Origin of the sequence: Streptomyces sp. NPDC046881, assembly GCF_040645015.1 — a bacterium.
GTDB lineage: Bacteria > Actinomycetota > Actinomycetes > Streptomycetales > Streptomycetaceae > Streptomyces.
Genome location: NZ_JBEYXJ010000018.1, coordinates 20358 through 43298, shown reverse-complemented (window position 1 = coordinate 43298; position 22941 = coordinate 20358). Strand labels below are relative to the sequence as shown.

Sequence of the window (22941 nt, the reverse complement as noted above, 5' to 3'; positions counted from 1 at the left end):
TGGCCGGACGCCGGTGGCGAGCCCGAAGGCGCGGTGGGACTCTCTCGACCAGCGGTTCGCCGCCGCGACGCGGTCACCGGCCGCTGACCGCCACCGTCTGGCCCGGTTCAATGGCGCCCTTTCCGCGACGCCGGGGCAGCAGTTCGTCAGCCAATGCCGGCGGAGGCTGCCTTTTCCCGTCTTTGGCAGCCGTGCCGGTGTCGGCGTCCACGATCGGCCGACACGAACGGAAGCGGGACATGGCCCGCCCGGTGTCTGGGAAACCCGGCCGATCCGGCGCCGGGCATGCGGCGGGCGAGGAGTTGCTGGGTGTCGGGGTCGGTGGTGCGGACCCCTCGGCCGCCCCCGGGACAGCCCGGGGCGCGGCCGACGAGTTGCCGGACCTCAGAGCGACGTCATGACGTGCTTGATCCGGGTGTAGTCCTCGAAGCCGTATGCGGAGAGGTCTTTGCCGTAGCCGGACTTCTTGAACCCGCCGTGCGGCATCTCGGCGACGAGGGCCATGTGGGTGTTGATCCACACACAGCCGAAGTCGAGTTTCTTCGACATCCGCATCGCCCGCGCGTGGTCCTTGGTCCACACCGAGGAGGCCAGCGCGTAGTCGACGCCGTTGGCGTACCGCACGGCCTGGGCCTCGTCCGTGAAGGACTGGACGGTGATGACCGGGCCGAAGACCTCGTTCTGGATGATTTCGTCGTCCTGTCGGAGGCCGGAGACCACGGTCGGGGCGTAGAAGTAGCCCTGCTCGCCGACCCGGTGGCCGCCCGCCTCGATCCTGGCATGTTCGGGGAGGCGCTCGATGAAGCCGCTGACCTGGGCGAGCTGGCCCGCGTTGTTCAGCGGTCCGTACAGCACGTCCTCGTCGTCCGGCAGCCCGGTCCTGGTGTCGGCCGCGGCTTTGGCGAGGGCGGCGACGAATTCGTCGTGGACCGTCTCGTGGACCAGGACGCGGGTGGCGGCCGTGCAGTCCTGCCCGGCGTTGAAAAAGCCGCCGATCACCAGGTCCTCGACCGCCTTCGCCAGATCGGCGTCCTCGAAGATCACGGCCGGGGCCTTGCCTCCGAGTTCCAGGTGGACCCGCTTGACGTCTTTCGAGGCGCTCTGGGCGACCTGGATGCCGGCGCGTACCGAACCGGTGATGGACGCCATCGCGGGGGTCGGGTGCTCCACCATCAGACGGCCGGTCTCACGGTCACCGCAGACCACGTTGAAGATTCCGCGGGGCAGTGCCAGCTCCTCCAGGACACCGCCGATGATCTCGGCGATCAGCACGGTGGAGGCCGGGGTGGTGTCCGAGGGCTTGAGCACCACCACGTTGCCCGCCGCGAGCGCCGGGGCGAACTTCCACACCGCCATCAGCAGAGGGTAGTTCCATGGCGCGACCTGGGCGCACACACCGACCGGCTCGCGGCGGATGATCGAGGTCATTCCCTCCATGTACTCGCCGGCCGAGCGGCCCTCCAGCATGCGCGCCGCGCCCGCGAAGAAGCGGATCTGGTCGATCGCGGGGGCGAGTTCCTCACTGCGGGTGAGGTGGAGCGGCTTGCCGGTGTCCCGGCTCTCCGCGGCGACCAGTTCGTCGGCCCGTGCCTCCATCACGTCGGCGATCTTCAACAGTGCGCGCTGCCGTACGGACGGTGTGGTGTCGCGCCAGATGGGGAACGCCGAGGCCGCGGCCGCCATCGCAGCGTCCACGTCCGCGGCCCCCGAGAGCGGGGAAGTCGCGTAGACGTCACCAGTGGTGGGGTCGACCACATCGAGCGTGCGGCCGTCCGAGGCGTCCGCGAACGCACCGTCGATGTAGTTGCGGAAGGTGGTGCTCATGGAACGTATCCCCTGGTCAGGTGGCGGTACGGGCGGACAGGTGCTCGTGGACGGCGACCCAGCGGCCGCCGTCGGCGCGGGTGAAGACGATGGTTTCCCGTTCGTGGACCGTCTCCTGGCCGGTGTGGGTGGCGACCCGGGTCTCGACGTCGTGACTGAAGACGGCCGTGTCACCGAAGTGCTGGATCAGCTGCGCGGACGAAGTGCAGCCGAGGATCCGGAAGCCGTCCTGTTCCACCCACTGCTGCCACAGCGCCCGGTACTCGGCCGTGGAGCCGAGCCGCTGCGGGGTGGTGTGGAAGACGAAGGTCGCGTCGGGGGCGAAGGCGCCGAAGTAGTCGTCGAGACGGCCCTCGGCGAAGGCGGCGACAAGCGCGTCCGCAGCGGCCCGGACCTCCTGGACGGTGGTGGTGCTCATGCACGGCTCCTCGTCACGGGCGTTCGGCGGCCGTGGCCGGAACGCAAGGCGTTCGGTTACGGTAGGTGACGGTGAGGCCTCAGTGGGCCACGGCGGGCTCGGTGACGATCTCTCCGGTGTCGCCGGTGATCGGCGGCACCGGGGCATCCGACGCCCGCACGAATCGGGGTCCGGCCGGTCCGTACACGGCGCGCGGTTCGGGGAACACGGAGAGCAGGACGAGGTAGAGCACGATCGCGAGGGCGAGGCCGACCGGCAGCGAGATGTCCGTGCCGCCCGCGAGATCGCCGAGCGGGCCGACGAACTGGCCGGGGAGGTTGGTGAAGAGGACCGCCACGACGGCGGAGACGAGCCAGGTGGACATGCCGCGCCAGTTCCAGCCGTGCGTGAACCAGTAGCGGCCGCCGCGCTGGCGGCGGTTGAAGACCTGCAGAGCCTCCGCGTCGTACCAGCCGCGCCGGGTGACGTAGCCGAGAGTCATGACGATCATCCACGGTGCGGTGCAGGTGATGATCAGCGTGGCGAACGTCGAGATGGACTGCGCGAGGTTGAGCGCGAAGCGGCCGGCGAAGATGAACGCGATGGACAGCACACCGATGAAGAAGGTGGCCTGGACGCGGCTGAAACGCGTGAAGACGCTGGAGAAGTCGAGCCCCGTGCCGTACAGCGACGTCGTGCCGGTGGAGAGGCCGCCGATCAGGGCGATCAGGCAGAGCGGCAGGAAGTACCAGCCCGGTGAGATCGCGAGCAGTCCGCCCACGTAGTTGGGGGCGGCGGGATCGACGTACTTCTCGGCCTTCGTCGCGATGATCGACGCGGTGGCCAGGCCGAAGAAGAACGGCAGCAGGGTGGCGATCTGGGCGAGGAACGCAGCCCCCATCACCCGGCGGCGCGGAGCCTCGGCCGGGATGTAGCGGGACCAGTCACCGAGGAACGCGCCGAAGGAGACCGGGTTGGACAGCACGATCAGCGCGGAGCCGATGAACGAAGGCCAGAACAGCGGGTCGGCCGTGGAGGTGAAGGCCCCTGCGTAACCGGCGTCGAAATCACCGGCGAAGGCGAAGACGCCGAGCACGAAGAGGGCCGACGCCGCCAGCACCGCGATCTTGTTGACCAGCAGCATGAACCGGAATCCGTAGATGCAGACGACCAGGACGAGCCCGGCGAAGATCGCGTACGCGATGCCGTAGGTCACGTCCGACTCCGGGAGGTGGACGAGCCGGTGCGCGCCGCCGACGAGCGCGTCCCCCGAGGACCACACCGAGATCGAGAAGAAGGCGATGGCGGTGAGCAGGGAGAGGAACGAGCCGACGACCCGGCCGTGCACGCCCAGGTGCGCGGAGGAGGAGACAGCGTTGTTCGTGCCGTTGGCGGGGCCGAACAGCGCCATCGGGGCCAGTAGGAGCGCACCTGCCACGAGACCGAGGACGGTCGCCGCGAGACCCTGCCAGAAGGAGAGGCCGAAAAGGATCGGGAAGGCGCCCAGCACACAGGTCGCGAAAGTGTTGGCACCGCCGAAGGCGAGCCGGAACAGATCGATCGGGCGGGCTGAACGGTCCTTGTCCGGGATCCGCTCGACACCATAGGTCTCTATCTCGGTTATCGAGGTCGTCATGGGGCTCCACCTTCCGGTCCTGCCGGGGGACGGTGCACAGTGTGCGGCCCGCGAATGACCAGCGACAATTGTGTTTCGCACAGAGCCGTACGCTGTTTTGTGTGGCAAGCAACAAACTCACCGTCGGCGATCTGCTCTCCTTCCCGGCGCTCCAGCTCTCGGTGAAGGCCGGCAGCGCCGGTCTGGACCGGTCCGTCTCCTGGGCGCACGCGAGCGAGCTTGCCGATCCGACGCCCTGGCTCCTGGGGGCCGAGGTGATCATGACGGCGGGTCTGGCGGTCCCCCGTACCGCGGCCGGACAGCGCGCCTACGTGGAGCGGCTGGACGACGCCGGGGTATCCGCTCTGGCCCTCTCCGCGCAGCTGCACATGCCCCCGCTGCACGATGCGTTCTTCCAGGCGGCGGAGGAGCGGGGTTTCCCGGTCCTCGAAGTGCCGCTCGCCGTCCCGTTCATCGCGGTCGCCCAGGAGGTCGCGGCCGCGGCCCAGGAGGACGCCCGGCACCGGCTGGGCGCGCAGCTCCAGGTCTTCGGCGCGCTGCGCTGGCTGGTCGCCGAGGATCTCGACACGCCGACACTTCTGCGCCGTCTCGAAGGCCTGTCGGGTTACGACGTCTATCTCTGCACACCGCAGGGCCACCCGCTCCTGCCCGGTATTCCCGTGCCGGATCCCGCTGTCCTGCCCGCTTCCACCGACGCCCCGCCGACGATCCCCGGCGGATTCGTCCTCCCGGTGCCCGCGCCCGGCGGCCCGGCGGGATTTCTGGTCGCATACGAGCGTCAGGGCGCCCAGCCCGCGGGACTCGCCGTCGTCCAGCACATCGCCACGGTGGCGGCGCTGCGGCTGGCGATGCTACGCAACGAGCGCGAGACGCTGCGCCGCGAGGGCGCGGAGACACTGGCCGAACTACTGCAGGAGGCGCTCGACCCGGAGGTGGCGCGCCGCCGGCTCGCCCGGCACGCCATCGAGGGCGACACCGTACTCCTCGTGGTGCGCGACACCACCGACGAGGCGCTGCTGTGCTGTCTGCAGGACCAACCCCATCTGCTGCTCACCCGGGGTGAGGACCGCTACGTCCTGGGGCCGTCGGAGCTGGCGGAGGCCGTCGGGGAGCTGTCGGCCGGGGCAGCCGGGGTCAGCCGCACCTTCCAGCCGGGCGCCGCGCTGAAGGTCGCCCAGCGCGAGGCGCTCTGGGCGGTCGCCAAGGCCGTGGAGTTGGGTTGCGCCGTCGTCCGATACGGCGACGACTCGACGGGCCGGTGGCTGCCCGACGACCCCGCTGCCCTGACCGCGCTGGTCGAGTACGTGCTTGGCGCGGTCCTGCGCTACGACGAAACCCATGACTCGCAGCTGCTGGTCTCCGTCCGCACCTGGATGGAGCGCGACCGCCGCACCGAGACGGCCGCGGCGGCACTCCACATACACCCCAACACCCTCGCCTACCGGCTACGCCGTTTCGGTGCTCTCGCCGACCGTGATCTGACATCGACGGGGGCCCTGGCCGAGGTCTGGCTGGCCATTCAGGCAGCGGGGGCGCTTGGCCTGACCGATTGAGCACGTTCGCGGCAGGCCGGGAGGGCAGAGCTGGAAGACCGATGAGGGAAGGCGCGGGAGCAGCGGGGAGACAGCGTCGGCGCCGACGACCTGGCGACGGCCGGTGGTGGGGGCGCTGTCCGGCCGCGGATCGCCTCTCCGGACGACGCTGGACTACCGCTCGCACGGGTGCGGCCGCAGACGTTCCACCATGGCCTGAGAGGGGAGGATGGACGTGAGCGACGAAGGAGGCCCGTCATGAAATCCGGAGCCCCTGATTACGACGCCTGGTACTCGCGCACACCCTCGCAGGCCGAGGGCGAGCGGGACGAGACGGGCGAGCGCACCGCAACGGAACAGCACCCGGACGTCCCCCGTAGCGAGCCGTCCCAGGCGGAGGGCGAGCGGGGCGACGACGCCTAGCGTCACTGGACGATCCGTCGCCGGGGGCCGGGTGAGGGCGCAGTTTTTTCGGCGCTGTCACCGGTTCCCGGCCCGCCTGCCGTCCAGCAGTCCGTGCAGGTGCGCGGCGGCGTTGTGGATGTCCGCGTATTTCTGCTGTCCGGCGCGTGCCTCGGCGGAGAGCACACCCCAGCGGTGGACACGATCAAGGGCCGCCTGCCGCTCCGCCCACGATCCTGCAAGGTCGAGTTCGGCCTGCGTCCCGGGCGGGGACGGCCGGACTAGCGGAGGGGGCTGTGGCCGACGGACGCCGCAGTGCGTGGTGCCCGTCGGCGGGTCCCCGAGCAACAGCCACTGTCGGCTCCGGTTACGCAGGATCCGCCGGCACTGTTCCGCCGCCGTATACGCGTGGCGGACCGCACGGCGCCCGGCAGCCCTTCGTCACCGGGTGTCGTGCGGGCGAGGGGCCTACCGTGGGAAATGGTCCCGGCGTCGGCCCCGCCGACCGGCCGGTCGTTCACGGCGGGGGCGGAAGGAGGCACGAGATGTCCGAGGCGACACGAGACACCACTGCCCGGCGCGTACGGCATTTCGTCGACGCCGGATATCCCGACGCCGGGCCCGTCGAGACGGCGGTGAAGGGAGCCGTCTACCGACTCGGGGACGGAACGGTGGCCAAGGTGTGGGAGCGCCGACGTGGATCCGAACTGCGGCGGATGCAGCGTTTCTACGCCGATGCCGCGGCGCACCTGCCGTTCGGCGCCCCGGAGATCCTGGCCGTCGAGGACATCGACGGTGTCCCGATGACCGTGGAGCGGGAGCTGACCGGCGAGCCCTTGGCGGGCAGGATCCGCACCGACGACCCGGACGAGGTGCTGCCCGAAGCGGTCGACTGCCTGGTCGGCGTGCTGCGCGCCCTCGCGGACGCCCATGATGTCGACGAGGTCAAGCACCTTCCTGTGCTGGACGAGGAACGCCCGCTGTGGGAAGACCACGCCACTTTCGGATCCGCCTTGGCGGACCTGGTGGACCGGCGGGTCAGCCGGTGCGCGGACCGGCTCTCCACGCATGTCCGCGACTTCGACGACACGCGCGCCCGGCTGCTTCGGAAGCTGCGCTCGCTGCCCCGTACCGACGAGGCGGTCGTCCACGGTGACGTCTCCCCGGAGACCGTGCTGGTCGACGACGACCTGCGGCCGCTCGCCCTCGTGGACTACGGCTTCCTGTCCACGGGCGGGGACCCCCGGTTCGACGCCGCCGTGGCCGCGGCCGTCTTCCCGGCGGGCACCGAGCACGCCCCGGAGATCACCCGGCAGCTCACCACGCGGTTCGCCGACGAGTTCGGCTACGCGGTCGACGACCTCCTGCTGTACCGGGCCGCCTATGCGATGGCCACGAGCGACGCCTTCGCGCCGGGCGGCGGTGACGAGCACTTCGCCTGGTGCGTCACCGTGCTCGAGGACCCGGCCGTCACCGAGTCCCTGCACCGGTGACGTACCCGCGGGCGGCCGGGAAGTCCGGTGACGGTGTGTGTGGTGCCCTACGATCCCGAGCGGATCCAGGGTCACATGGGCCTGGGGGTCGAGCGGCCGTTCCCTCTGCCGACGACGTCCGAGGAGGCGCTGGGGTAGCGCCGTCAAGGGCCAGAGCCGCCAGCAGGCCGGCTTCCTCCTGGAGCTCACGGACTGCGGCCTCCGCGAAGGTCTCACCCGGTTCGACGGTTCCGCCGGCTAGGGACTTTCCTTTGGATCACCGGGCGGACCAGAGGAAGATGCCTGCGATGTGGAGTCCGGCCAGGTAGATGGATGTGGAGTCCGGCCAGGTAGATGGTGGCGGTCTTCTCGTAGCGGGTGGCGATGCCGCGCCCCTGTTTCAGGCGGTTGATGCACCGCTCGACGGTGTTGCGCTGCTTGTACGCCTCGCGGGCGGAGGCGGGCGGCCTGCCGCCCCGGCTGCCCCGTCGCAGCCGGTGGCCTCGCTGGTCCGCCGGGACCGGGATGACCGCCAGGACCACGTCCGGCCTGGTGCGCGGACGACCACGCCGTCGGGGAACGCGCAGTCGGGCCATGACATCGGGAAGGCGGGTGCGTCGCCGGCCTGTCCGGCGGGTGAGAACGAACGCGAGGGACCGGCAGCGAGCATCGGCTGCGGGCTTGGGGTTGGGCCAGTTGTTCGACGATGCGGGTGTCGTGTGCCCGGAGTGCCTCGAGCAGTTTCGCGAGCCCGCCGTAGGCCCGTCGCGCGGGTACCCGGTGATCGGCGCCGGGTTCACGGGTTGCGAAGTCGCCTCCGCCTGCCGGGAGTCGGGTCTCGATGTCACGGTCGCCGAGCACGGCCCGGCGCTTTTGGTGGGTGCGCTCACCTGTCCGACGGCACGGCGATGGACGTTCAAGTGGCGGTCGTCTCCCTCGGTGCCCTGCGGAACACCGAATGGCCGGCCGGCTCGGGCCTGGCCGCCGGACCGCGGGGGATCGCCTGCGACGCCGGCTGACGAGTGTTCGATGTGAACGGCATCGTCACCGACGACAGGACGGAAAGCGTGATGTCACGCGGCACGCTGAGGGTGGTCGTCACGCTGGAACAATCCCCTCATGACCACCAATGGGGTTCGCATCCGGGCGGGACTGCCACAGGAGGCCGCTGCGCTGAGCGCGCTCGCGCTGCGGTCCAAGGCTCACTGGGGGTACGACGACGCGTATCTGGCGGCCTGTGCGGACGATCTCCGGCTGGCGCCGGGAGACATGGCCGACCGCAGGGTGAGGGTGGCCGAGGCGGGCGGCCGGATCCTAGGGGTGGCCACGTTGGACGGGGAGCCGCCCCGTGCGGAGCTCGGCATGCTCTTCGTCGATCCGCCGTCGATCGGCCGGGGAGTGGGCCGGCTGCTCTACCGGCACGTGCTCACGGAGGCCAGGCGGATCGGCTGCGACCGGGTGACCATCACCGCCGACTGGCACGCCGTGCCCTTCTACATCGCGATGGGCGCGCGGCGCGCCGACACCTCGCCGTCCTCGGGGCAGCTGGTCAGGATGGAGGCGTGGCCGGCCGGGGCGGATCCCTCGTGGGTGCGGGCGTGGACGGGGGGCCGGCGGTCCGTCCACCTCGGCAATGTCGCGGAGTTCCACGCCCAGTTCCCCGGCGTCGCGCCCATGGACGGCGTCCCGCACTACGCTTGCCTCTCGGCCTTCGCGGGCCCGCATCCCGCCCTGGTGGTCCTCCCGCTGCCCGTCGAAGCCGCCTGGATGCGCGGCCTGGCCCGGCAGCTGGAGTGGGACGAGGTGGAGGTGCACTGCGTCGACGCCCCTGGCGGCGCCCTGACCCAGGCCCTTCTGGACAGGCCGGCGCTGGCGCGGCGGATCCGGAACTGCGGTCTGCCGGTGCTGCCCTGGGGACGCACCGAGGCGTCCGAACGGCTCACCTCGGGGCCGCCCCTTCGGCTCGGCCACGAGTCGAAGGCCGCCTCCCACCGCCTCTTCCTCAGACTCGCCGCGGCTCACCCCGGCATCCGGGTGCCCGCTCAGCAGCCGGTCCGCTCGCGGCGCGAGCTGGCGCGGGCGCTGGTGGCCCGGGCGTCGGCCGGGCTGACGAGCGTGGTCAAGGGCGAGTACGGCGTTGGTGGTTCGGCCACCTTCGTCCTTACGCCCGAGGACGTGCTGTCGGGTGGCGGCACGCGGGCTGTGACGCGGCGGCTCTTCGGCGAGGACCTGCTTGTGGAGGAGTATGTGCCAGGCGCTGACCTGTATCGGAACCCGACGTTCGACGGGGTGATCGCCGAGGACGGGACCGTTCACGTCGTCGGCACGGGACTGATGGAGGTCACTGGAACGGCCTACCGGGGGGTCACCGTGGGCCCGGGTGTCTTGCCCGCGGAACTGACCGCGATCGCGACCGCGTTCGGTACGGCCGTGGGGGAGGCCCTGTCGGCGGAGGGCTACCAGGGCTGGTTCGACGTGGACTTCGTCACCGACACGGCCGGACGGCTGGCGCCCACCGAGATCAATCTGCGGCTCACCGGCCCCGCCGCCGCCTTCACTCTCCAGACCCGCCTGGACAGCGTGCGGGGAGGCCGTCACCTGGTGCGCACCCTGGACTGTCTCCCCCTGGGTGCGCGGCTGCCCGCTCCCGCGCTGCTCGAGCACTGCGACGGCCTGGCCCGCCGGTGCAGAGCCCTGGGTGCCGTCCTGCTCACCACCATCCCCACGGCGGGTCTGGAACCCGTGCCGTACGTGGGGGTCGCCCTCGCAGCACGTTCGCGTCAGGCGCTCGACGAGGCCGAGGCGCTGGTCCGGTTCGGCAATGGCGCGCTGAGCGGCTGGTTCACCGGCCCAGCCTCCGGCGCCACTTCGGCGTCGCGGCGGCGAACGCGGCGAGCACGGCTGCGGCGATCATGAGCGACACGTTGAACGTGTAGACGAGGGCGGCCTGTGCCGGCCAGTCCGTCTTGGCGGTGAGCCGGTAGAAGTTGTCCTGCGGCCACCACGCCACCAGAAGCCAGACCGCGGACAGGTGCGCCGCCGTGGTGAACCAGCCCGTGTGCCCCACCCGTGCCATGCCCGGCCGACCCACCAGCAGGACGGCCATGCCCGCGCCGAAAGAGACGTTCTCGCAGAAGTAAAGGACGCGGAAGTACTCCGCGTAGGGACTGGGCACCGCCGAGACGTCCGTCGAGTACGGCCACAGGAAGTCGGTGAACAACCATGACAGCAGGGCGAAGAACGCGGCGAGGACCAGGACGCCGACCGACATGCACCCTGTCGCAGGCGCCGGCGACGCAGGGCCGCGCACGATCCCTCCCTTGCTGCTGAGGGCCGTGCCTGCGTCGACCGGCAGGGGCAGGTTCCTGCGGTCCACCTTGTCGGCCCGGGTGCGGGGCAGCGACGGGACAGGCACCACCGCATGCGGCTGCGCGTCACCGGGCAGGGTGCGGCACACGTGCCGGTGGACGTCCACCGGGTCCAGTCCGCGGCCCTCGACGGGGACCACGTAGGCCACGACCTTGATGTCTCGAGGGTCCTTGGTCTCCACCTCGGCCACCAGGCCCGCGCGTACGTCCGGATGGCCGTGCAGCGCGCGCTCGGCGGAGGCGTACGTGCCCTGTCGGCCCAGGAACTCCAGCAGGCCGTCCTCCCGGACACGTCCGTCGTCGCCGGTGTGGACGCCGTTCAGGACGATGGGGCCCCGCGCGCCGGGAACGGGCCCCCGGACGGCGAGGTAGGTCTCGGGCAGCGGCACGCCGATCAGCGAGACCGGTTCGCTCCCGTCCTCCGATGGCTGCCGTTGCTCCGGCAGCTCGAAGTAGGTGCCGGCGCCGAGCGCCTCGGTGACGGTGTAGGCGTTGACCACGCGCACGTCGCCGCCGAGCGTCTCCTTCAGGGCACGCTGTTCGTCGACGTACCAGACGTCGCCCGTGACGGTCACCAGGCGCAGCCGCGTCTTGTGGGGCGGCCCCTGGATCGTCAGCAGCCGCGCGGTCGGCACACCGCAGGCCAGCACGGTCGCCTCCTCGTCGGCGATGAGCCGCCGCAGAGCCGTTCCCCGGGCGCCGGGGTCATGGGGTTCGTCGCCGTCGGGGAGGACCAGGGTGCCGCCGGAGCCGAGGGCACGCACCCAGTTCGCCGTGAACTCCGCGGACTCGGGCAGGGCCGTGTGCACGTGACGGTCGCGGGCGTCGAAGCCGTAGACCTGCTGCCAGGCGCTTCGAGCCACTGCGAGGTCGTGGTGGCTGACCGGGACGAGTTTGGGCGACCCCGTCGTCCCGGCCGTGAGCAGCACGCATGCGGTGGCGCCACGGACGGATGGCGCGTCCTGTGCGTCGAGCGCGTGCGGCTGTGTCCCGGCCTCGTCCGTCGGCCCCGCTTCGACGTCGACGCACACCACCCGCCGGTGCGGCCGGTCGCCGACCGCCAGCCGGTACAGCTCGCGGGTGAGCACGAGGTAGGGATCGGCGTCTGCCAGGACGCGGTGCAGTTCCTCCCTGGGCGTGGCCGGGTCGAGCGGCAGGTAGGCGCCTCTCAGCCTGAGGACGCCCAGCATGGCGGCCAGAGCGGCGACGGGGTTGTCCAGCACGACAGCGGCCAGTCCACCGTCCCCCAGGCCCATGGATTGCATGCGGGCGGCCTCGGTATCCACCAGACGGCCCAGTTCCCCGTAGGTGATCCGTTCGACACCGCACACGATCGCCTCGGCCGACGGCGTCGTGTTCACCCACCTGGTCACCAGCTCGTCCACGCGCTGACCGCCGACTGGCACATGTTCCACCGACATCAAACCCCCTGTCGCTCCGCGTGCTGGCAGAAGTATGCCCACGCTTCGGCCGTTTGGTGGGCGATTGCCTAGGACATCGATGTGTGGGCACTCGGGGTGACGTCGTTGATCGCCCGCCGGGGCACCGAGCATGGCTCCGGGCTGGGAATTCAACGCTGGTTCGCGGAGCGCGCGTTCGCGCACCTGCACTGGTTCCGCCGCCCGCGGATCCGTTGGGAGACACGCGACGACATCCACGAAGCCTTCCTCGCCCTCGGAAGCGCGCTGATCTGCTGGCGACGCCTGAACTCCAGGCAGGAGTTGCAAGACAGGCACGGCCTGCGTTGACCGCCCGCGGTAGCCGACCTCAGGTCGGCTTGCGCCACACGGAGATGTGCTTCGAGGAGTCCTGGGTGAACGGAGACCCGTCCCAGTCCGCGACGCGACGTTCCAGCTCGAGCCCAGCGATCCGTGCCATCAGGTCGAGCTCTGCCGGCCAGGCGTACCGGTGCCGGGAGTTGTCGCGGCGGTAGCGGCCGTCGTCGCCGTCGCGGGTGAAGTGGTGCGAGACGAGAATCTGCTCGACCAGGTCGAAGGTGTCGAAGCCGAGATGCTGCTCGGAGATGTCGAACGGCACCGCGACCTGGCCGGGCGGCAGGAACCGCAGCGGCGGCACACCCAGCTCGATGACGAATCGGCCGCCGGGCGCCAGATGCCGTGCGGCGTTGCGGAAGCACTCGACCTGCTCGTCCTGAGTGAGCAGGTTCGTGATGGTGTTGTAGACGAGATAGACCAGGGTGAACTCACCGGGAACGAGGGTGGTAGCCATGTCCCCGATGACTACCGGGAGGGTGTCCTCGTCGATCTTGCGCCGCAGTACCGCTGTCATGTGCTCGGACAGTTCGATGCCCACTACCGGCACGCCGCGTTCCCGGAGCGGGACTCCCACTCGTCCGGTTCCGATGGCGAACTCCAATGCCTGGCCGTCTCCGGCGAGCTCGGCGAGGAAGGCGAGAGTCGGTCCGAGAACGGCAGCCGAGGACATCTCGGTCTCTTCGGCGTCGTAGCGGTCGGCGGTCGTACGGGTCCACAGCTCACTACTCGTCACGGACGACCACTTTGCCGGGTGCCGAGGGACGCTGTCGACGCAATTACGTTCTCCCCGGCACAGGGTGCACCACCCACAGCTCGTCGTCGACTTTCCACGGCCTCGGCGGAGCCTGAGATGCCTTTCGACGTCCTATGAAGGGGAGGGGATCGCAACCGGGTAGGTTCCGGCCATGGTTGATGACTGGCGGATGGATCGGATCGGGAGTGCCCTGCGAGGCGAAAACCCCGCAGTTCTTCGGCGCTTGAACGCGGGATTCGCAGCGATCGGCGACGTGCAGTTCCTCCCGGGCTACTCGGTGCTCCTGGTGGACGATCCCGGTGTGGAAAGTCTGACGGACCTGTCCAGAGACAAGCGGCTGGCCTTCCTGTCCGACATGGACCAACTCGGAGAAGCGGTCGAGCGAGTATCCCGCCGCATGGATGCGGCCTTCCGGCGAGTCAACCTGGAGATCCTGGGCAACACGGACGGGTTCCTGCATGCGCACGTGTGGCCCCGGTTCGAATGGGAGCCGACCGACTTGATGCGCATGCCGGTGTGGCTCTACCCCCGCGACAGGTGGACCGACAAGCAGTACGCACTCGGACCGCAGCACGACCCGCTGCGCAAGGCGATCGGAGACGAGCTGGACCGTCTTCACTCGGCGAACTGACATCGAGCAGATCATGGAGCGGTTGCCTTCAGCACTCGGGGGAGGGGCGTGCATGTGCTCGCCTACGACATCCCGGCGCCGGCCCCGGTCCGGCAGTGTGCCTTGCCTCAGCCAAGCCCGCTGCCGGGACCGACCTTTGAACGGCTTTCGGCGCCGCGGCGCATCTTCGAGTCAGCGCCGCAATGCGGCGAGCTGTGCGGTCGTCGACCAGGTGCGCCGGCCGGCGTCGAGTCCGACCAGTGCCTCGCAGTCCGAGCCGACGCAGGGCGACATCGTCGTCAAGAGCTGCCGCAGTATCGACACGGCCGGTCGTCGAGCGGTACCGATTTCCGATCGCCGACCCCGCCGATCGTCCGCTCGATACGGCGCGCGGACTACGGGCGGGACGACCGCTCCCTCCAGCGGTCCGAAGGTGTTGCGGTAACGCTGGACGACGGTGGTACCCGGCGGCGTTCACAGGGCCGGGTCCGGCTCGGCGGGGCGACGGGTGAACAGGCTGCTGAGCATCGGTGGCTTCTCCTTCGGGAGGGTCGTTGATCAGGCGGCCAGCCGGTGGGTGACCGGGGCCGTGAAAACGAAATGGGTGTCGGGGCTGGGCTCGTAGCCCCGGGCGCGGGGGTCGCAGCAGCCATGGGTACGCAGCGGTACTGGCGCAGAGCACTTGTTCCGTTGCTGTCGTATTCCTGGCCAAGAAGGTCCGTCAGACGCCTCGTACGTGCCCCTGGGCCGTGCAAACTCGCTGTCGAGAGAGGGGCTGGTGCGGGAAGCTGCATGCGTGATCGAGCGAGAGGCCGCCGTTCGGGCTGTCGAGGACCAGCTGGAGCGCGACTATCAGCAGTGGCGGGCCGCGGGTGTGGACGCGATGCGGATGGCCGTGGTCGACGTCGAGGAACACGAGCTGGTGTGGATCGTCTCCTGGACCTCCGAGGAGTTCGTGCGCACCCGGAACCCGGAGTTCATGCTGGTCGGTAACGGGCCTTACCTGGTCGACCGTGTCGACGGTGGACTGCACCGGGTCGGCGTCGTCTCCGCGGTAACCGGGGAGTGGGAGGCCGACTATCGAGCCCGGATACGTGGGCTGCCGGTGCGCACCGCAGTAGACGATCTACACGATGCGCTGTGCGAAGTCGCCGCTGCGCGCGGACGCGTGCACGCTGTACGGACACTGCGCCAGAGGCTGCCGATGTTCTCGCCTGCGGAGGCCATCGAATATGTGAGCGCATTGTTGGACGGTGATGCGCCCGCGCGTCTCGTGGCCGTCGCCACCAAAGAGCTCGTGGAGCCTCTCAACCCGGTACTCGCAGTGGAGACGATCCTGAGCGGGGCGGCGATCCGAGCCGGTCAGAGGCCCAAGGGGTGACGGGAAAGCCAGTCGGCGTGCCGATCGCGCACCCGGTCCCGTTCCTCGGACGTGGCGAGGAAAACGTCGGCGCCACCGTCGTAGGGGTGGTGGATGCGCTGCATCCGGGTGTCGGTGATGAGGACGCCCGCCACCTTGTCGTCGGCGACGTCTCGGAGCAACTCGTCGATGCAGCCACGCTGCCAGGGCCGGCGGGCGGCGAAGAGGTGGCAGTACGTGCGGAACGCAGGGTCAGGATCGTCCTTCACCAGCAGGCTCTGCCAATACCCGGTGACGGCCTGCGATGGCGGAACCTGTGCTTCGGTCGTCCAGAGCGGTGTGATCACATACACGTCCGCACCAGCAAACAGCTCATCGAGGACGGTGTTGTAACGCTCCAGGACGACGGTGTACTCGCTCTCGTCCTCCGCGTACCGCTTCGATTCCGGCAGGCTGTGAAAACGTACCCAAACATCCCGATACGGGTCCCGGAGTTTGTACCCAACCGGCGGGCAACTGGGCCAACGCTGTTGCCACAGCTCCGTCAGATCCGCCTGCCCGTCTCCAGACACCCGTCGCACTCGTCCTCTCGCGCATGAACCTACCGACGACCATGATGCCGGTGCTCACGAACGAGAGACACCGACTTCCTACAAGAGCGACTTGTCCGACGAGCGCTGGGCTCTGGTCTAGCCCGTAATCAGCGTCTGGAAGGCCCGACACCGCTCCGTCGGCGGCCGCCAGGGCAACTACGGCATGCGAGAGATCGTCAACGCCTTGCTGTACCAGTCCCGCACCGGATGACAGTGGGACTACCTCCCCCCACGACCTGCCTCCCGCCGGCGCCGTGAAGTACTACTTCTACACGTGGCGCGACGACATCGAGGTCGAAGTCGTGAAGCGCAATCCCCGCGACACCGGGTTCGTCCCACGGCCCAAGAGATGGGTGGTGGAGCAGGCGAACGGGATCTTGATGCTGCACCGCGGGCTGGGTACGTGACTATGAGCATCGGCCCCGGCCGAGTCGAGGATGTACTGGGCCACAAGCGACCGCATGTCGAGGATGCTGACCGGAACCTGACCGGAACCTCCGCCCCCACCCGGCGCGGCGCATGACTGGCGGAGAGCTGACCTTGGGGGGCGCGTCTGGAGGAGCGGGAGCGGGAGGTCGCCGCGCAGGCCGAGACGGCCCGGGAGAAGATCGCCGAGCCGGCCGCGCTGCTGGACGGTCTCGGCAGGGTCACCGAGGAGATCCGGATCACCCGCAAGACGCTGCTCGAGCTGCCGGACCATCCGGCTCATCACCAGATCATGGCAGTGTTCGCCACAGCCGACGCCCCGCTGCGGGCGCGAGCGGTGTGCGAGGCGATGGACGTGGAGATCGTGCCCAACAACATCAACAACGTCCGCCTGAAGCTCAAGCGGCTGGTCGAACGCGGAATCCTGGTCGAGACCGAGCAGGGTTTGTTCACCCAGCCGCGGCCATGGCCGCCCAGCGAACCCGCGGCCAGGCCGCCCGCCTCAAGCGAAAGGGCAACACAGGCGCAAACTTCCCATAGCACCCTGTGAGTTGCCGATCAGTCGATGCGGTCGCTCAGGCCCAGCACCTTCGGGTCGTCGCTGGGGAAGTTCCTGGGCATGCCCGGCACGTCGATGGTGCGCCCGTACATGCCGGCCAGGAACTCGACGGCACCGACTGGGAACTCGATCCAGTCGGCGTTGTCCGTGCGGACGACCACCGGCCACGCGTCCGGATCCGCGGGGCTCGTCTTCCAGTAGAAGGTGTCCCCCGAATTGGACGACGCCCAGGAGATCAGGCCTCCTGGCTGCGGGTAGGGAACGTAGTCCTCGGTGTCGCCCATCTCGTACAGATCCTGAAGGATCTCGTCGTCCCTGGACGCGGACGCCCATGGCGCCTCGGCGCCGGGCGTCGGAAGGGACACCATGAGGAAATCGTCGATGACGAGTGTCGGGTACGCCTCTGCCAGAGAGCGGAAGTCCGAGGGCAGCGACGTCCCGAGGCCCGCCTCGAGGGCGGCCCAGTCCATGCTTCGTCCGCCTGGCACACGCCACCGTGTCATCGAAGGCAGCGCGGCCTCCAACTCTTCGACCCTCGCCATGTCGTCTGCCAATCCGGGGAGTTCTCGATCACGACGGTCTCGAACAATACTCCGTCCTCGATGCAGGCAGACACGGCGACATCGATTACGACGTTGGGGACTGTAAATCGTTCGGTGTAATTCCCGATCATGGCCCAGGCCGAGGGCCTGCAGCTGACCGGCGAGGGCGGGCTGCTCCAAACCGTCGACCCCGCCGACGGTGTCCGCGCGCGGCATATGCCCCGTACTTTGTGAAAGTAACTCGTGTGTTGGGCGAGTGTCAGTGGGAGGCGTGGGCACCTGGTGGCCAGGAGGTTGATAACGATGGTTCCCCTGCTTCTGGTTCTTCTCCTGGCCCTGATCCTCTTCGGTGCGGGTTTCGCGCTGAAGGCTCTGTGGTGGATCGCGGTGATCGTGCTCGTCGTGTGGCTGCTGGGCTTTGTCGTCCGTACGGCGGACAGCGGCGGCCGCAAGGGGCGCTGGTACCGCTGGTAGACGACGGACACACCCGGCGCGAGTAACGCGCTGCGCGCGAGGAGTGGGTGAGGGCCCGGCCGAATACGGCTGGGCCCTCACTTGCGTAAGAACACACGCTGCGCGAGCGGTCGGGAGGGATCGGGCGTATCGGGCGCAACGCAGGGTACGTGAGTTATGCACCGGCCCGCGGACCCAGCAGTGGAACCCTGCTCCTCCTGTCCGTAGGGCCGGTGCGCATGGGGCCTGCGCGACGCGCTGGTCGCGTCGTCGTCCTCCGGCCAGGGCGCTCGGTACCCCTGGCGGAAGCAAGTCGTAAGGCATCCGCCGAACGGTCTATCGCGGATGCTGCCCTCTGACGAGTGCAGTGGGCAGTGACGCGCCCAGGATCAGATCACGCGGCAGCGCGAGTTCGAAGCGCTGTTCCAGCACGGCGAGAGAGGCACGGTGCGCCGTGTCCCTCTTCCTCTCCTCGGGAATTCCGGCCGCGATGATGTCGGCGCGGATGAGGTCGGCGCCGGGACCGGTGATCTCCTGCGACCACGTGTGCATGTACATGTCGAAGCCGCACACGTAGTGGTCGTCGTGGAAGTAGGCGAATGCGGGTGGGGGAATCTTCGGGTTCTGCTTCTCGTAGTAGAGCTCGAAGACGTGGGCCCCGTCTCGGGACGTCCCGTCGTGGTACGCGGGCCCGAGGACGGCCGGCCAGTGGCCGTAGGCGATGGCGAAGCCCAGGCCGGCGTGGTCGCCGTAGCGGACGGCGATGCTGTCGGTGTCGCCGCGCTCGGCGTCGAGCCTGTCGATGAGCTCTTCGGCCTGCGGTCCTGTGGTGGCCTGGACCGGTACGGGGCCGTCGGTGGCGGCGAGGCGGGCGGCGAGTTGTTCGCCGGTCAGGCCCCGGGCCAGCTTGATGTAGTAGCCGAGCCAGGAGATGTCCTCGTCGGCTATCCATGTGATCCCGCCGGAACTCACAGCGTTGCTCCGTTCTTCCGGTGTGGCGCGGCCCGGGGCCAACCCTGTGACCGGCCCCGGGCCGCAATTGCGGTGTGCGTCAGTATCGTGCTAACGGATGTCGCACTTGATCGTCGGCTTCGAGGCGTCACACTTGTCGAAGCCCGGCGTCCTGACGAGATACACGTCCTGATCGATCAGCCGGAGCTCCTTGGCGAACGTGGGAAAGCGGCTCATCGAAGTGGAGTTGACCCACCCGGACATCGCAGACCGGCCGCATACTTCGGACCACGTCGGCGCGGCCGTGCGCTCGTCATCGTACAGCCGCCAAGTGCCGTCCGACTGCTTGGTGGCGTAGGTCTGCGCGCACTTGTCGCCCGACGTGACTTGGTTGGTGCCGCCCATGTCGGAGGGCATCCCGCCGCTGTTGTAGCTCGCTGCGAAGGTGAACTCGTCACAGGACGGCTTGTCGCTGGCGGAGATGTCGGTCACCGGTGTGGTGTCTGGGTGGCCGGATTTAGCGGCCCAGCCGTCCGGGCAGACGACCCTGCGGTTGGCGTCGGGGTCGCGGCTGTACTTGTTGCGCTCACCGTGCTCGCCGGTATCGCCCCTGCGGTCGGGGAGGTAGCTGAGCGGCGCTCCTTTGCGGATTTTCGCCTGGATCAGCCAGGCGTGCGCGGCAGCCGCCGGGGTCTTGGCGGTGTTGAACACATAGCCGGGCATGTAGTCCCGGAACACGCAGCCCGCGGGGGAGTACACCATGTCGCAGCGCACGTATACCGGGTTGCCGATGAAACCCTGACTTTTGTCCGTGGGGAACGTTTCCGGCACCGACGTGGAGAACGTCGCGTACGGTGCGAACGCCAGCGCCTGGGAGAGGTCGGAGTCCTTCTTTCCGGATTCGTCCGGAACCCCGCCGGACCACTGCACGGTGGCCGTCGCAGTCTCCTCGTGGGGGTCGATGTCGTAGGAGCCGCCCCACATCAGCTTTCCGTCCCAGGCGTAGGAAGGCTTGTCCATGCAGCCGGCGGAACACTGTGGGGAGATCGTCAGCTTGATCGCCCCCGGCTGGGCGGGAAACGGCAGGTGTCCGGCGGGCATCGGCAGCGGTGTGACCCGGGCCCACAGTTTCAGTTGCGTGCCGGTCAGCGCCGTGCTCATGTGAGAGGAGTACAAGAATTCCTCGTAGCCCTTCTCCTCCTGGCCTGTCTCATCGGTGACCTGCACGGAGAACTTCCCGTACATGCACGCCTTGTCGCGGGTGTAGATCGACAGGTAGGTGCCCTGAGTGGCGCCCACTTCGCAGGAATCGTGCAGCGGCGGGTTCGCCGTCCGTATGGACTTCAGCCTGGCCCTGGATTTGCGGGCGGCTTCGAAGTCTGCCTTCGTGGCCGGTTTCCAGGCGATGCACAGCCGGTCGCCGTGCGCGCTCGCCTCGCAGTGCTGTTCCCTCGTGGCGTCCTTGGTCTGCACTGAGCCCCAGCCGGGGACCGGTTGCCAGGAGGTGTCGAAGGCCGGGTCCGTGGCGTCCTTCTTCGGTGCCGGGAGAGTGATGTCGACCTGCCGGCCCCGGGTCCTGAACGTCGCGTAGGGCGACCAGTCCGTCTCGTACAGGGAGCCGTCGTAGGCGGAGGTACGGAACGCGTAGGTGGTGGCGGGCTTGAGATTGCCGTGCGGGACGGTGACCGTGGCCTTCGACCCCGAGGTCACCATCTTGGACACGATGACGCCGTACTCGGCGGACACCTCGCCCTGGTTGTCCGGGTCGGCGTTCTGACCCGTGATCTTCACCTTGGCCTTCGGTTTCCCAGCCGTGTCGACGGTCCACACCTCAAAGGTGAGGTTCGCCTTGTCCCCGTCCGGGTCCGTGACCGAGTTACGCAGCTGTGCCACGGTGCGGTCGACCTGCCACACGGTGCCGTTCTGCTTCCATGTGGGTCCAGCTTCCGGCTTGGTCCCCGACGCGGGGCGGCCACCGGCTCGGATGCTCTTTTCCGGCCCTGCGGCCGGCCGCGACGACGGAGCATAGTTCCCGTCCTCACTCGGAGCCGGGCTGTCGGCGGCAGACGCCACGCCGGTGCCAAATAACAGAGCCGCGGCGGTAACGACGGTGGTTAACCGGGACAGGCAGCGCTTTCTTCTCGATATTCCAGACATGCTGGATGGTCCTTTCAGGCCCCGTCCCACGAGCTCATGGCTATTCGGCCCGCCGGGACGCAGGCTGGTTGGGGGGTTGAGTCGCGCTGGCAACCTTCCTACAGGCCGCCGACTGGCCCCTCCAAGGTCAGCAACTGGGGCGATCGGCCTGAAACGCAGGTAGTGGACGTGATGAGGCCGACGTTTAGCGAGGGTTGCAGCGCAGGTCCTCCAAACCTGAGCAGCGGTCGCTATGGATGTCCAACAACCCGCCTGGGTCGGAGCTATGGCGGCGATCGCGCGTCACCGGGTGGTTGTACGGATTCCCGCATCGCGCAGATCCGACGCGGGCACCTGCCCGGACGCGACGAGTGCCCCGGGAGGGGACTGGGCGACGAACCGGGTGCGTCGCCCGCCGTTGGTCATCCGCCGGGCGGTCAACCCGGGTTCGCGCACGCGCCCAGCTGGGCACTGGTGGCAAGTAGAAGGGCTCGGGCCACTGCGGACGGGCCGCCCAAATGCTCAGTAGCGCGCTGCGTTTCATTGGTCGGCGCCGAGCCTTCCCGCCAAACGTCGGGGAGTATGTGGCGGCACCGTGTATGCAGGTCACTGTTCGCTGGCGTAGCCACCCGGCAGGCATGTCCCGGCTGAAGCCTCGACCGACCGATAGGCGCATGGCGCCGCCGACGCCAAGCAGTCACCCGCCGCTGTCACTACCTGTGGCGCTGTCGCACGATGGAGGGGCGGTGAGACCGCCCCCGCACGGTCGGGGTCCCGCATCCCGCTACACTCCAGCCGCCCAGTGAAACCCGCAGGTCGGGCAGGAAAGTCCTGTTGGAGTACTAGATCTGTCCGTACAGCCAGCCGATCGCGACTGTCAGCCCATGGTGAGGGCGGCCGATGCGTCGATGAGGGCGAGTTGGCCCGGGGCGGATCTGCGGGTCCGGGCCTGTTCCACGAAACGGCCCAGCTCCGCGCGGACGGTGGCCGAGTCGATGCGCTTGATCACGGGAAGCGTGGCCTCGACGATCTGACAGGCGTCGTCGAGGCGGCCGACACCGGCCAGAGCTGTCGCGTGCCGAATGGCGAAGCGGGCCTGGGAGTTGCTGTCCGCCGGGACGGCCGGCCGGCGCTGGCGCTCGGCTTCGAAAAGGCCGGCGGCCGGTTCGTAGTGGCGGAGGCTGAGCATGCAGGACGCCTCGATGAGCCGAGGGTTGCCGTTCTCGGTGCGCGGACCCCAGTGCGGGGTCCGGTCGCCGATGGCCTCGGCGGCGTGACTTCCGAACTGCTCCAGTGCCTCCCTGCAGGCGATCGCGTCGCCACGGTGCGCATGCCCCTGGGCCGCGCGTCGCGCGGCGTGCGCGCGGATCACCGGGTTGGCCGCGGGGTGCCCGGCCGCCTGGTCGGCATATCCGATCGCCGCATGGGTGTCACCTCGGTGCTGGGCGATGAACGCCTTGCGGACCAGGGCGTAGGCGGCCACCGTCTCGTCTCCGCCTTGTGCGCCCCAGCGGACAGCGAGATTCGTCCAGCGCAGCGCCTCCGCGGGGTTTCCTGCCTCTTGTGCCATCCACCCCCCATACTCGGCGAACTTCGAGGCCAGCTGCCAGATCTCGGCACGCTGCTCGCCCACGGCGAGCGGAGCGGCGTCCGTCAGGGTCCGCGTGACCGACTTCATCGAGGCGGTGACGAACCTCGGTCCGGTGGATCTGCCGATGTCCTTCAGCTCCCGCAGGACCCGCTCGTATCCGGCGACCACGGGGCCGGCGTCGACGAGGCTCTCGGTCCGGGAGCCGCGGCGGCCGGCCTCGGCCAGTTCGACGAGTGCTCCGCCGGTGCCGAAGGCCGCGTCGCATGCCGCAGCCACAGCGGGCGTCGGGTTGCGCAACCCGCTCTCCAGATTACAGATCTGCCCTTCGGAAACGTTCACACGCCGGGAGAACTCGCGCACGCTCCACCCCCGACGTCCCCGGAGTGTGGCCAGGACGACGCCGAAGTCCCCCGGCGGCAACAGACGCGTGCCGGTCCGTCCCCCTGCGGCGGCCGTCACTGCCGCGCTGTCCACCGGGTCCATACCAGCCAGCGTACGGAGCCTTGCGGCAGTTATTCAATCCGCGGTGAAAAGCCACCGGGCGTGTACTCCGCCCCTAG

Annotated in this window: 18 protein-coding genes and 5 pseudogenes; 11 read left to right on the top strand and 12 right to left on the bottom strand. The window is 69.3% G+C overall.

The window, feature by feature from the left end:
- Positions 1 to 384: 384 nt before the first annotated feature.
- The 3 genes from ABZ923_RS11880 to ABZ923_RS11870 form a co-directional block, all read right to left on the bottom strand.
- The gene (locus tag ABZ923_RS11880) at positions 385 to 1824 is read right to left on the bottom strand and encodes a gamma-aminobutyraldehyde dehydrogenase (protein ID WP_361469989.1); all 1440 of its coding nucleotides are present in this window, start codon (positions 1822 to 1824) and stop codon (positions 385 to 387) included.
- A gap of 16 nt (positions 1825 to 1840) precedes the next feature.
- Positions 1841 to 2242, bottom strand: a complete 402-nt coding sequence (locus tag ABZ923_RS11875; RefSeq protein ID WP_361469987.1) for a nuclear transport factor 2 family protein — start codon at positions 2240 to 2242, stop codon at positions 1841 to 1843.
- Positions 2243 to 2321: 79 nt separating this feature from the next.
- Entirely contained in the window at positions 2322 to 3857 is a 1536-nt protein-coding gene (locus tag ABZ923_RS11870; RefSeq protein ID WP_361469985.1) for a cytosine permease, read from the bottom strand.
- A 101-nt stretch (positions 3858 to 3958) separates the two neighbouring features.
- Here ABZ923_RS11870 and ABZ923_RS11865 point away from each other — a divergent pair, with 101 nt between their 5' ends.
- The 3 genes from ABZ923_RS11865 (at position 3959) to ABZ923_RS11855 (ending at position 7284) form a co-directional block, all read left to right on the top strand.
- Positions 3959 to 5410, top strand: a complete 1452-nt coding sequence (locus tag ABZ923_RS11865; protein WP_361469984.1) for a PucR family transcriptional regulator ligand-binding domain-containing protein — start codon at positions 3959 to 3961, stop codon at positions 5408 to 5410.
- A gap of 237 nt (positions 5411 to 5647) precedes the next feature.
- Entirely contained in the window at positions 5648 to 5812 is a 165-nt protein-coding gene (locus ABZ923_RS11860) for a hypothetical protein (RefSeq protein WP_176986079.1), read from the top strand.
- A gap of 524 nt (positions 5813 to 6336) precedes the next feature.
- Positions 6337 to 7284, top strand: coding sequence for a phosphotransferase (locus ABZ923_RS11855; protein ID WP_361469982.1), 948 nt, complete (start codon positions 6337 to 6339; stop codon positions 7282 to 7284).
- A gap of 169 nt (positions 7285 to 7453) precedes the next feature.
- Here the strand turns inward: ABZ923_RS11855 and ABZ923_RS11850 are convergent.
- Both ABZ923_RS11850 and ABZ923_RS11845 read right to left on the bottom strand, forming a co-directional pair.
- Positions 7454 to 7516, bottom strand: a pseudogene (locus ABZ923_RS11850) (NUDIX domain-containing protein); the annotation flags it as partial.
- Positions 7497 to 7715: pseudogene (locus tag ABZ923_RS11845) on the bottom strand (hypothetical protein); the annotation flags it as partial. The pseudogenes ABZ923_RS11850 and ABZ923_RS11845, both read right to left, overlap by 20 nt.
- 328 nt (positions 7716 to 8043) lie before the next feature.
- Between ABZ923_RS11845 and ABZ923_RS11840 the strand changes: the two are divergent.
- Positions 8044 to 8279 (top strand): annotated as a pseudogene (locus ABZ923_RS11840) (NAD-binding protein); the annotation flags it as partial.
- A gap of 103 nt (positions 8280 to 8382) precedes the next feature.
- Positions 8383 to 10179, top strand: coding sequence for a GNAT family N-acetyltransferase (locus ABZ923_RS11835; RefSeq protein ID WP_361469980.1), 1797 nt, complete (start codon positions 8383 to 8385; stop codon positions 10177 to 10179).
- Here ABZ923_RS11835 and ABZ923_RS11830 read toward each other — a convergent pair.
- Positions 10106 to 12046 (bottom strand): AMP-binding protein, encoded by a 1941-nt coding sequence (locus ABZ923_RS11830; protein ID WP_361469978.1) that lies wholly within the window; start codon positions 12044 to 12046, stop codon positions 10106 to 10108. The genes ABZ923_RS11835 and ABZ923_RS11830 overlap by 74 nt on opposite strands.
- Before the next feature lie 99 nt (positions 12047 to 12145).
- On the opposite strand from ABZ923_RS11830, the pseudogene ABZ923_RS11825 reads away from it, so the two are divergent.
- Positions 12146 to 12379: pseudogene (locus tag ABZ923_RS11825) on the top strand (hypothetical protein); the annotation flags it as partial.
- A 19-nt stretch (positions 12380 to 12398) separates the two neighbouring features.
- Here ABZ923_RS11825 and ABZ923_RS11820 read toward each other — a convergent pair.
- Positions 12399 to 13139 carry a class I SAM-dependent methyltransferase gene (locus tag ABZ923_RS11820; protein ID WP_361469976.1) on the bottom strand — a complete coding sequence of 247 codons (741 nt, stop codon included), beginning with the start codon at positions 13137 to 13139 and terminating at the stop codon, positions 12399 to 12401.
- A gap of 172 nt (positions 13140 to 13311) precedes the next feature.
- Between ABZ923_RS11820 and ABZ923_RS11815 the strand changes: the two genes are divergently transcribed.
- Together ABZ923_RS11815 and ABZ923_RS11810 are read left to right on the top strand one after the other, a co-directional pair.
- On the top strand, positions 13312 to 13791 hold the full coding sequence (locus ABZ923_RS11815) for a diadenosine tetraphosphate hydrolase (protein WP_361469975.1): 480 nt from the start codon (positions 13312 to 13314) through the stop codon (positions 13789 to 13791).
- Positions 13792 to 14566: 775 nt separating this feature from the next.
- Entirely contained in the window at positions 14567 to 15151 is a 585-nt protein-coding gene (locus ABZ923_RS11810) for a YrhB domain-containing protein (RefSeq protein ID WP_361469973.1), read from the top strand.
- Here ABZ923_RS11810 and ABZ923_RS11805 read toward each other — a convergent pair.
- A complete protein-coding gene (locus ABZ923_RS11805) occupies positions 15133 to 15702 on the bottom strand; it encodes a hypothetical protein (RefSeq protein WP_361469972.1) in 570 nt (189 codons plus the stop codon). The two genes, ABZ923_RS11810 and ABZ923_RS11805, sit on opposite strands and share 19 nt — an antisense overlap.
- A 91-nt stretch (positions 15703 to 15793) precedes the next feature.
- On the opposite strand from ABZ923_RS11805, the pseudogene ABZ923_RS11800 reads away from it, so the two are divergent.
- Both ABZ923_RS11800 and ABZ923_RS11795 read left to right on the top strand, forming a co-directional pair.
- A pseudogene (locus ABZ923_RS11800) lies at positions 15794 to 16211 on the top strand (transposase).
- Positions 16212 to 16441: 230 nt separating this feature from the next.
- Positions 16442 to 16699, top strand: a complete 258-nt coding sequence (locus ABZ923_RS11795; protein ID WP_361469970.1) for a hypothetical protein — start codon at positions 16442 to 16444, stop codon at positions 16697 to 16699.
- Positions 16700 to 16707: 8 nt separating this feature from the next.
- Here the strand turns inward: ABZ923_RS11795 and ABZ923_RS11790 are convergent, their stop codons facing one another.
- Positions 16708 to 17076, bottom strand: coding sequence for a hypothetical protein (locus ABZ923_RS11790; protein ID WP_361469968.1), 369 nt, complete (start codon positions 17074 to 17076; stop codon positions 16708 to 16710).
- A 477-nt stretch (positions 17077 to 17553) separates the two neighbouring features.
- Between ABZ923_RS11790 and ABZ923_RS11785 the strand changes: the two genes are divergently transcribed.
- Positions 17554 to 17724, top strand: coding sequence for a hypothetical protein (locus ABZ923_RS11785; protein WP_011113206.1), 171 nt, complete (start codon positions 17554 to 17556; stop codon positions 17722 to 17724).
- Between the two features lie 315 nt (positions 17725 to 18039).
- On the opposite strand, the gene ABZ923_RS11780 is transcribed toward ABZ923_RS11785, so the two are convergent.
- The 3 genes from ABZ923_RS11780 to ABZ923_RS11770 all read right to left on the bottom strand — a co-directional run bounded on the left by ABZ923_RS11780 (position 18040) and on the right by ABZ923_RS11770 (position 22864).
- Positions 18040 to 18675 carry a hypothetical protein gene (locus tag ABZ923_RS11780; RefSeq protein ID WP_361469966.1) on the bottom strand — a complete coding sequence of 212 codons (636 nt, stop codon included), beginning with the start codon at positions 18673 to 18675 and terminating at the stop codon, positions 18040 to 18042.
- Between the two features lie 90 nt (positions 18676 to 18765).
- Complete coding sequence (locus tag ABZ923_RS11775) at positions 18766 to 20568, bottom strand: hypothetical protein (protein WP_361469964.1); 1803 nt, start codon at positions 20566 to 20568, stop codon at positions 18766 to 18768.
- 1099 nt (positions 20569 to 21667) lie between these two features.
- The gene (locus tag ABZ923_RS11770) at positions 21668 to 22864 is read right to left on the bottom strand and encodes a helix-turn-helix transcriptional regulator (protein ID WP_361469963.1); all 1197 of its coding nucleotides are present in this window, start codon (positions 22862 to 22864) and stop codon (positions 21668 to 21670) included.
- Positions 22865 to 22941 lie beyond the last annotated feature (77 nt).

Coding starts and splice junctions, on each gene's coding strand:
- ABZ923_RS11855 (WP_361469982.1), top strand. CDS start 6,337: ATGTCCGAGGCGACACGAGACACCACTGCCCGGCGCGTACGGCATTTC.
- ABZ923_RS11770 (WP_361469963.1), bottom strand. CDS start 22,864: ATGGACCCGGTGGACAGCGCGGCAGTGACGGCCGCCGCAGGGGGACGG.
- ABZ923_RS11875 (WP_361469987.1), bottom strand. CDS start 2,242: ATGAGCACCACCACCGTCCAGGAGGTCCGGGCCGCTGCGGACGCGCTT.
- ABZ923_RS11870 (WP_361469985.1), bottom strand. CDS start 3,857: ATGACGACCTCGATAACCGAGATAGAGACCTATGGTGTCGAGCGGATC.
- ABZ923_RS11795 (WP_361469970.1), top strand. CDS start 16,442: ATGGCAGTGTTCGCCACAGCCGACGCCCCGCTGCGGGCGCGAGCGGTG.
- ABZ923_RS11880 (WP_361469989.1), bottom strand. CDS start 1,824: ATGAGCACCACCTTCCGCAACTACATCGACGGTGCGTTCGCGGACGCC.
- ABZ923_RS11785 (WP_011113206.1), top strand. CDS start 17,554: ATGGTTCCCCTGCTTCTGGTTCTTCTCCTGGCCCTGATCCTCTTCGGT.
- ABZ923_RS11860 (WP_176986079.1), top strand. CDS start 5,648: ATGAAATCCGGAGCCCCTGATTACGACGCCTGGTACTCGCGCACACCC.
- ABZ923_RS11835 (WP_361469980.1), top strand. CDS start 8,383: ATGACCACCAATGGGGTTCGCATCCGGGCGGGACTGCCACAGGAGGCC.
- ABZ923_RS11815 (WP_361469975.1), top strand. CDS start 13,312: ATGGTTGATGACTGGCGGATGGATCGGATCGGGAGTGCCCTGCGAGGC.
- ABZ923_RS11790 (WP_361469968.1), bottom strand. CDS start 17,076: ATGGTGTCCCTTCCGACGCCCGGCGCCGAGGCGCCATGGGCGTCCGCG.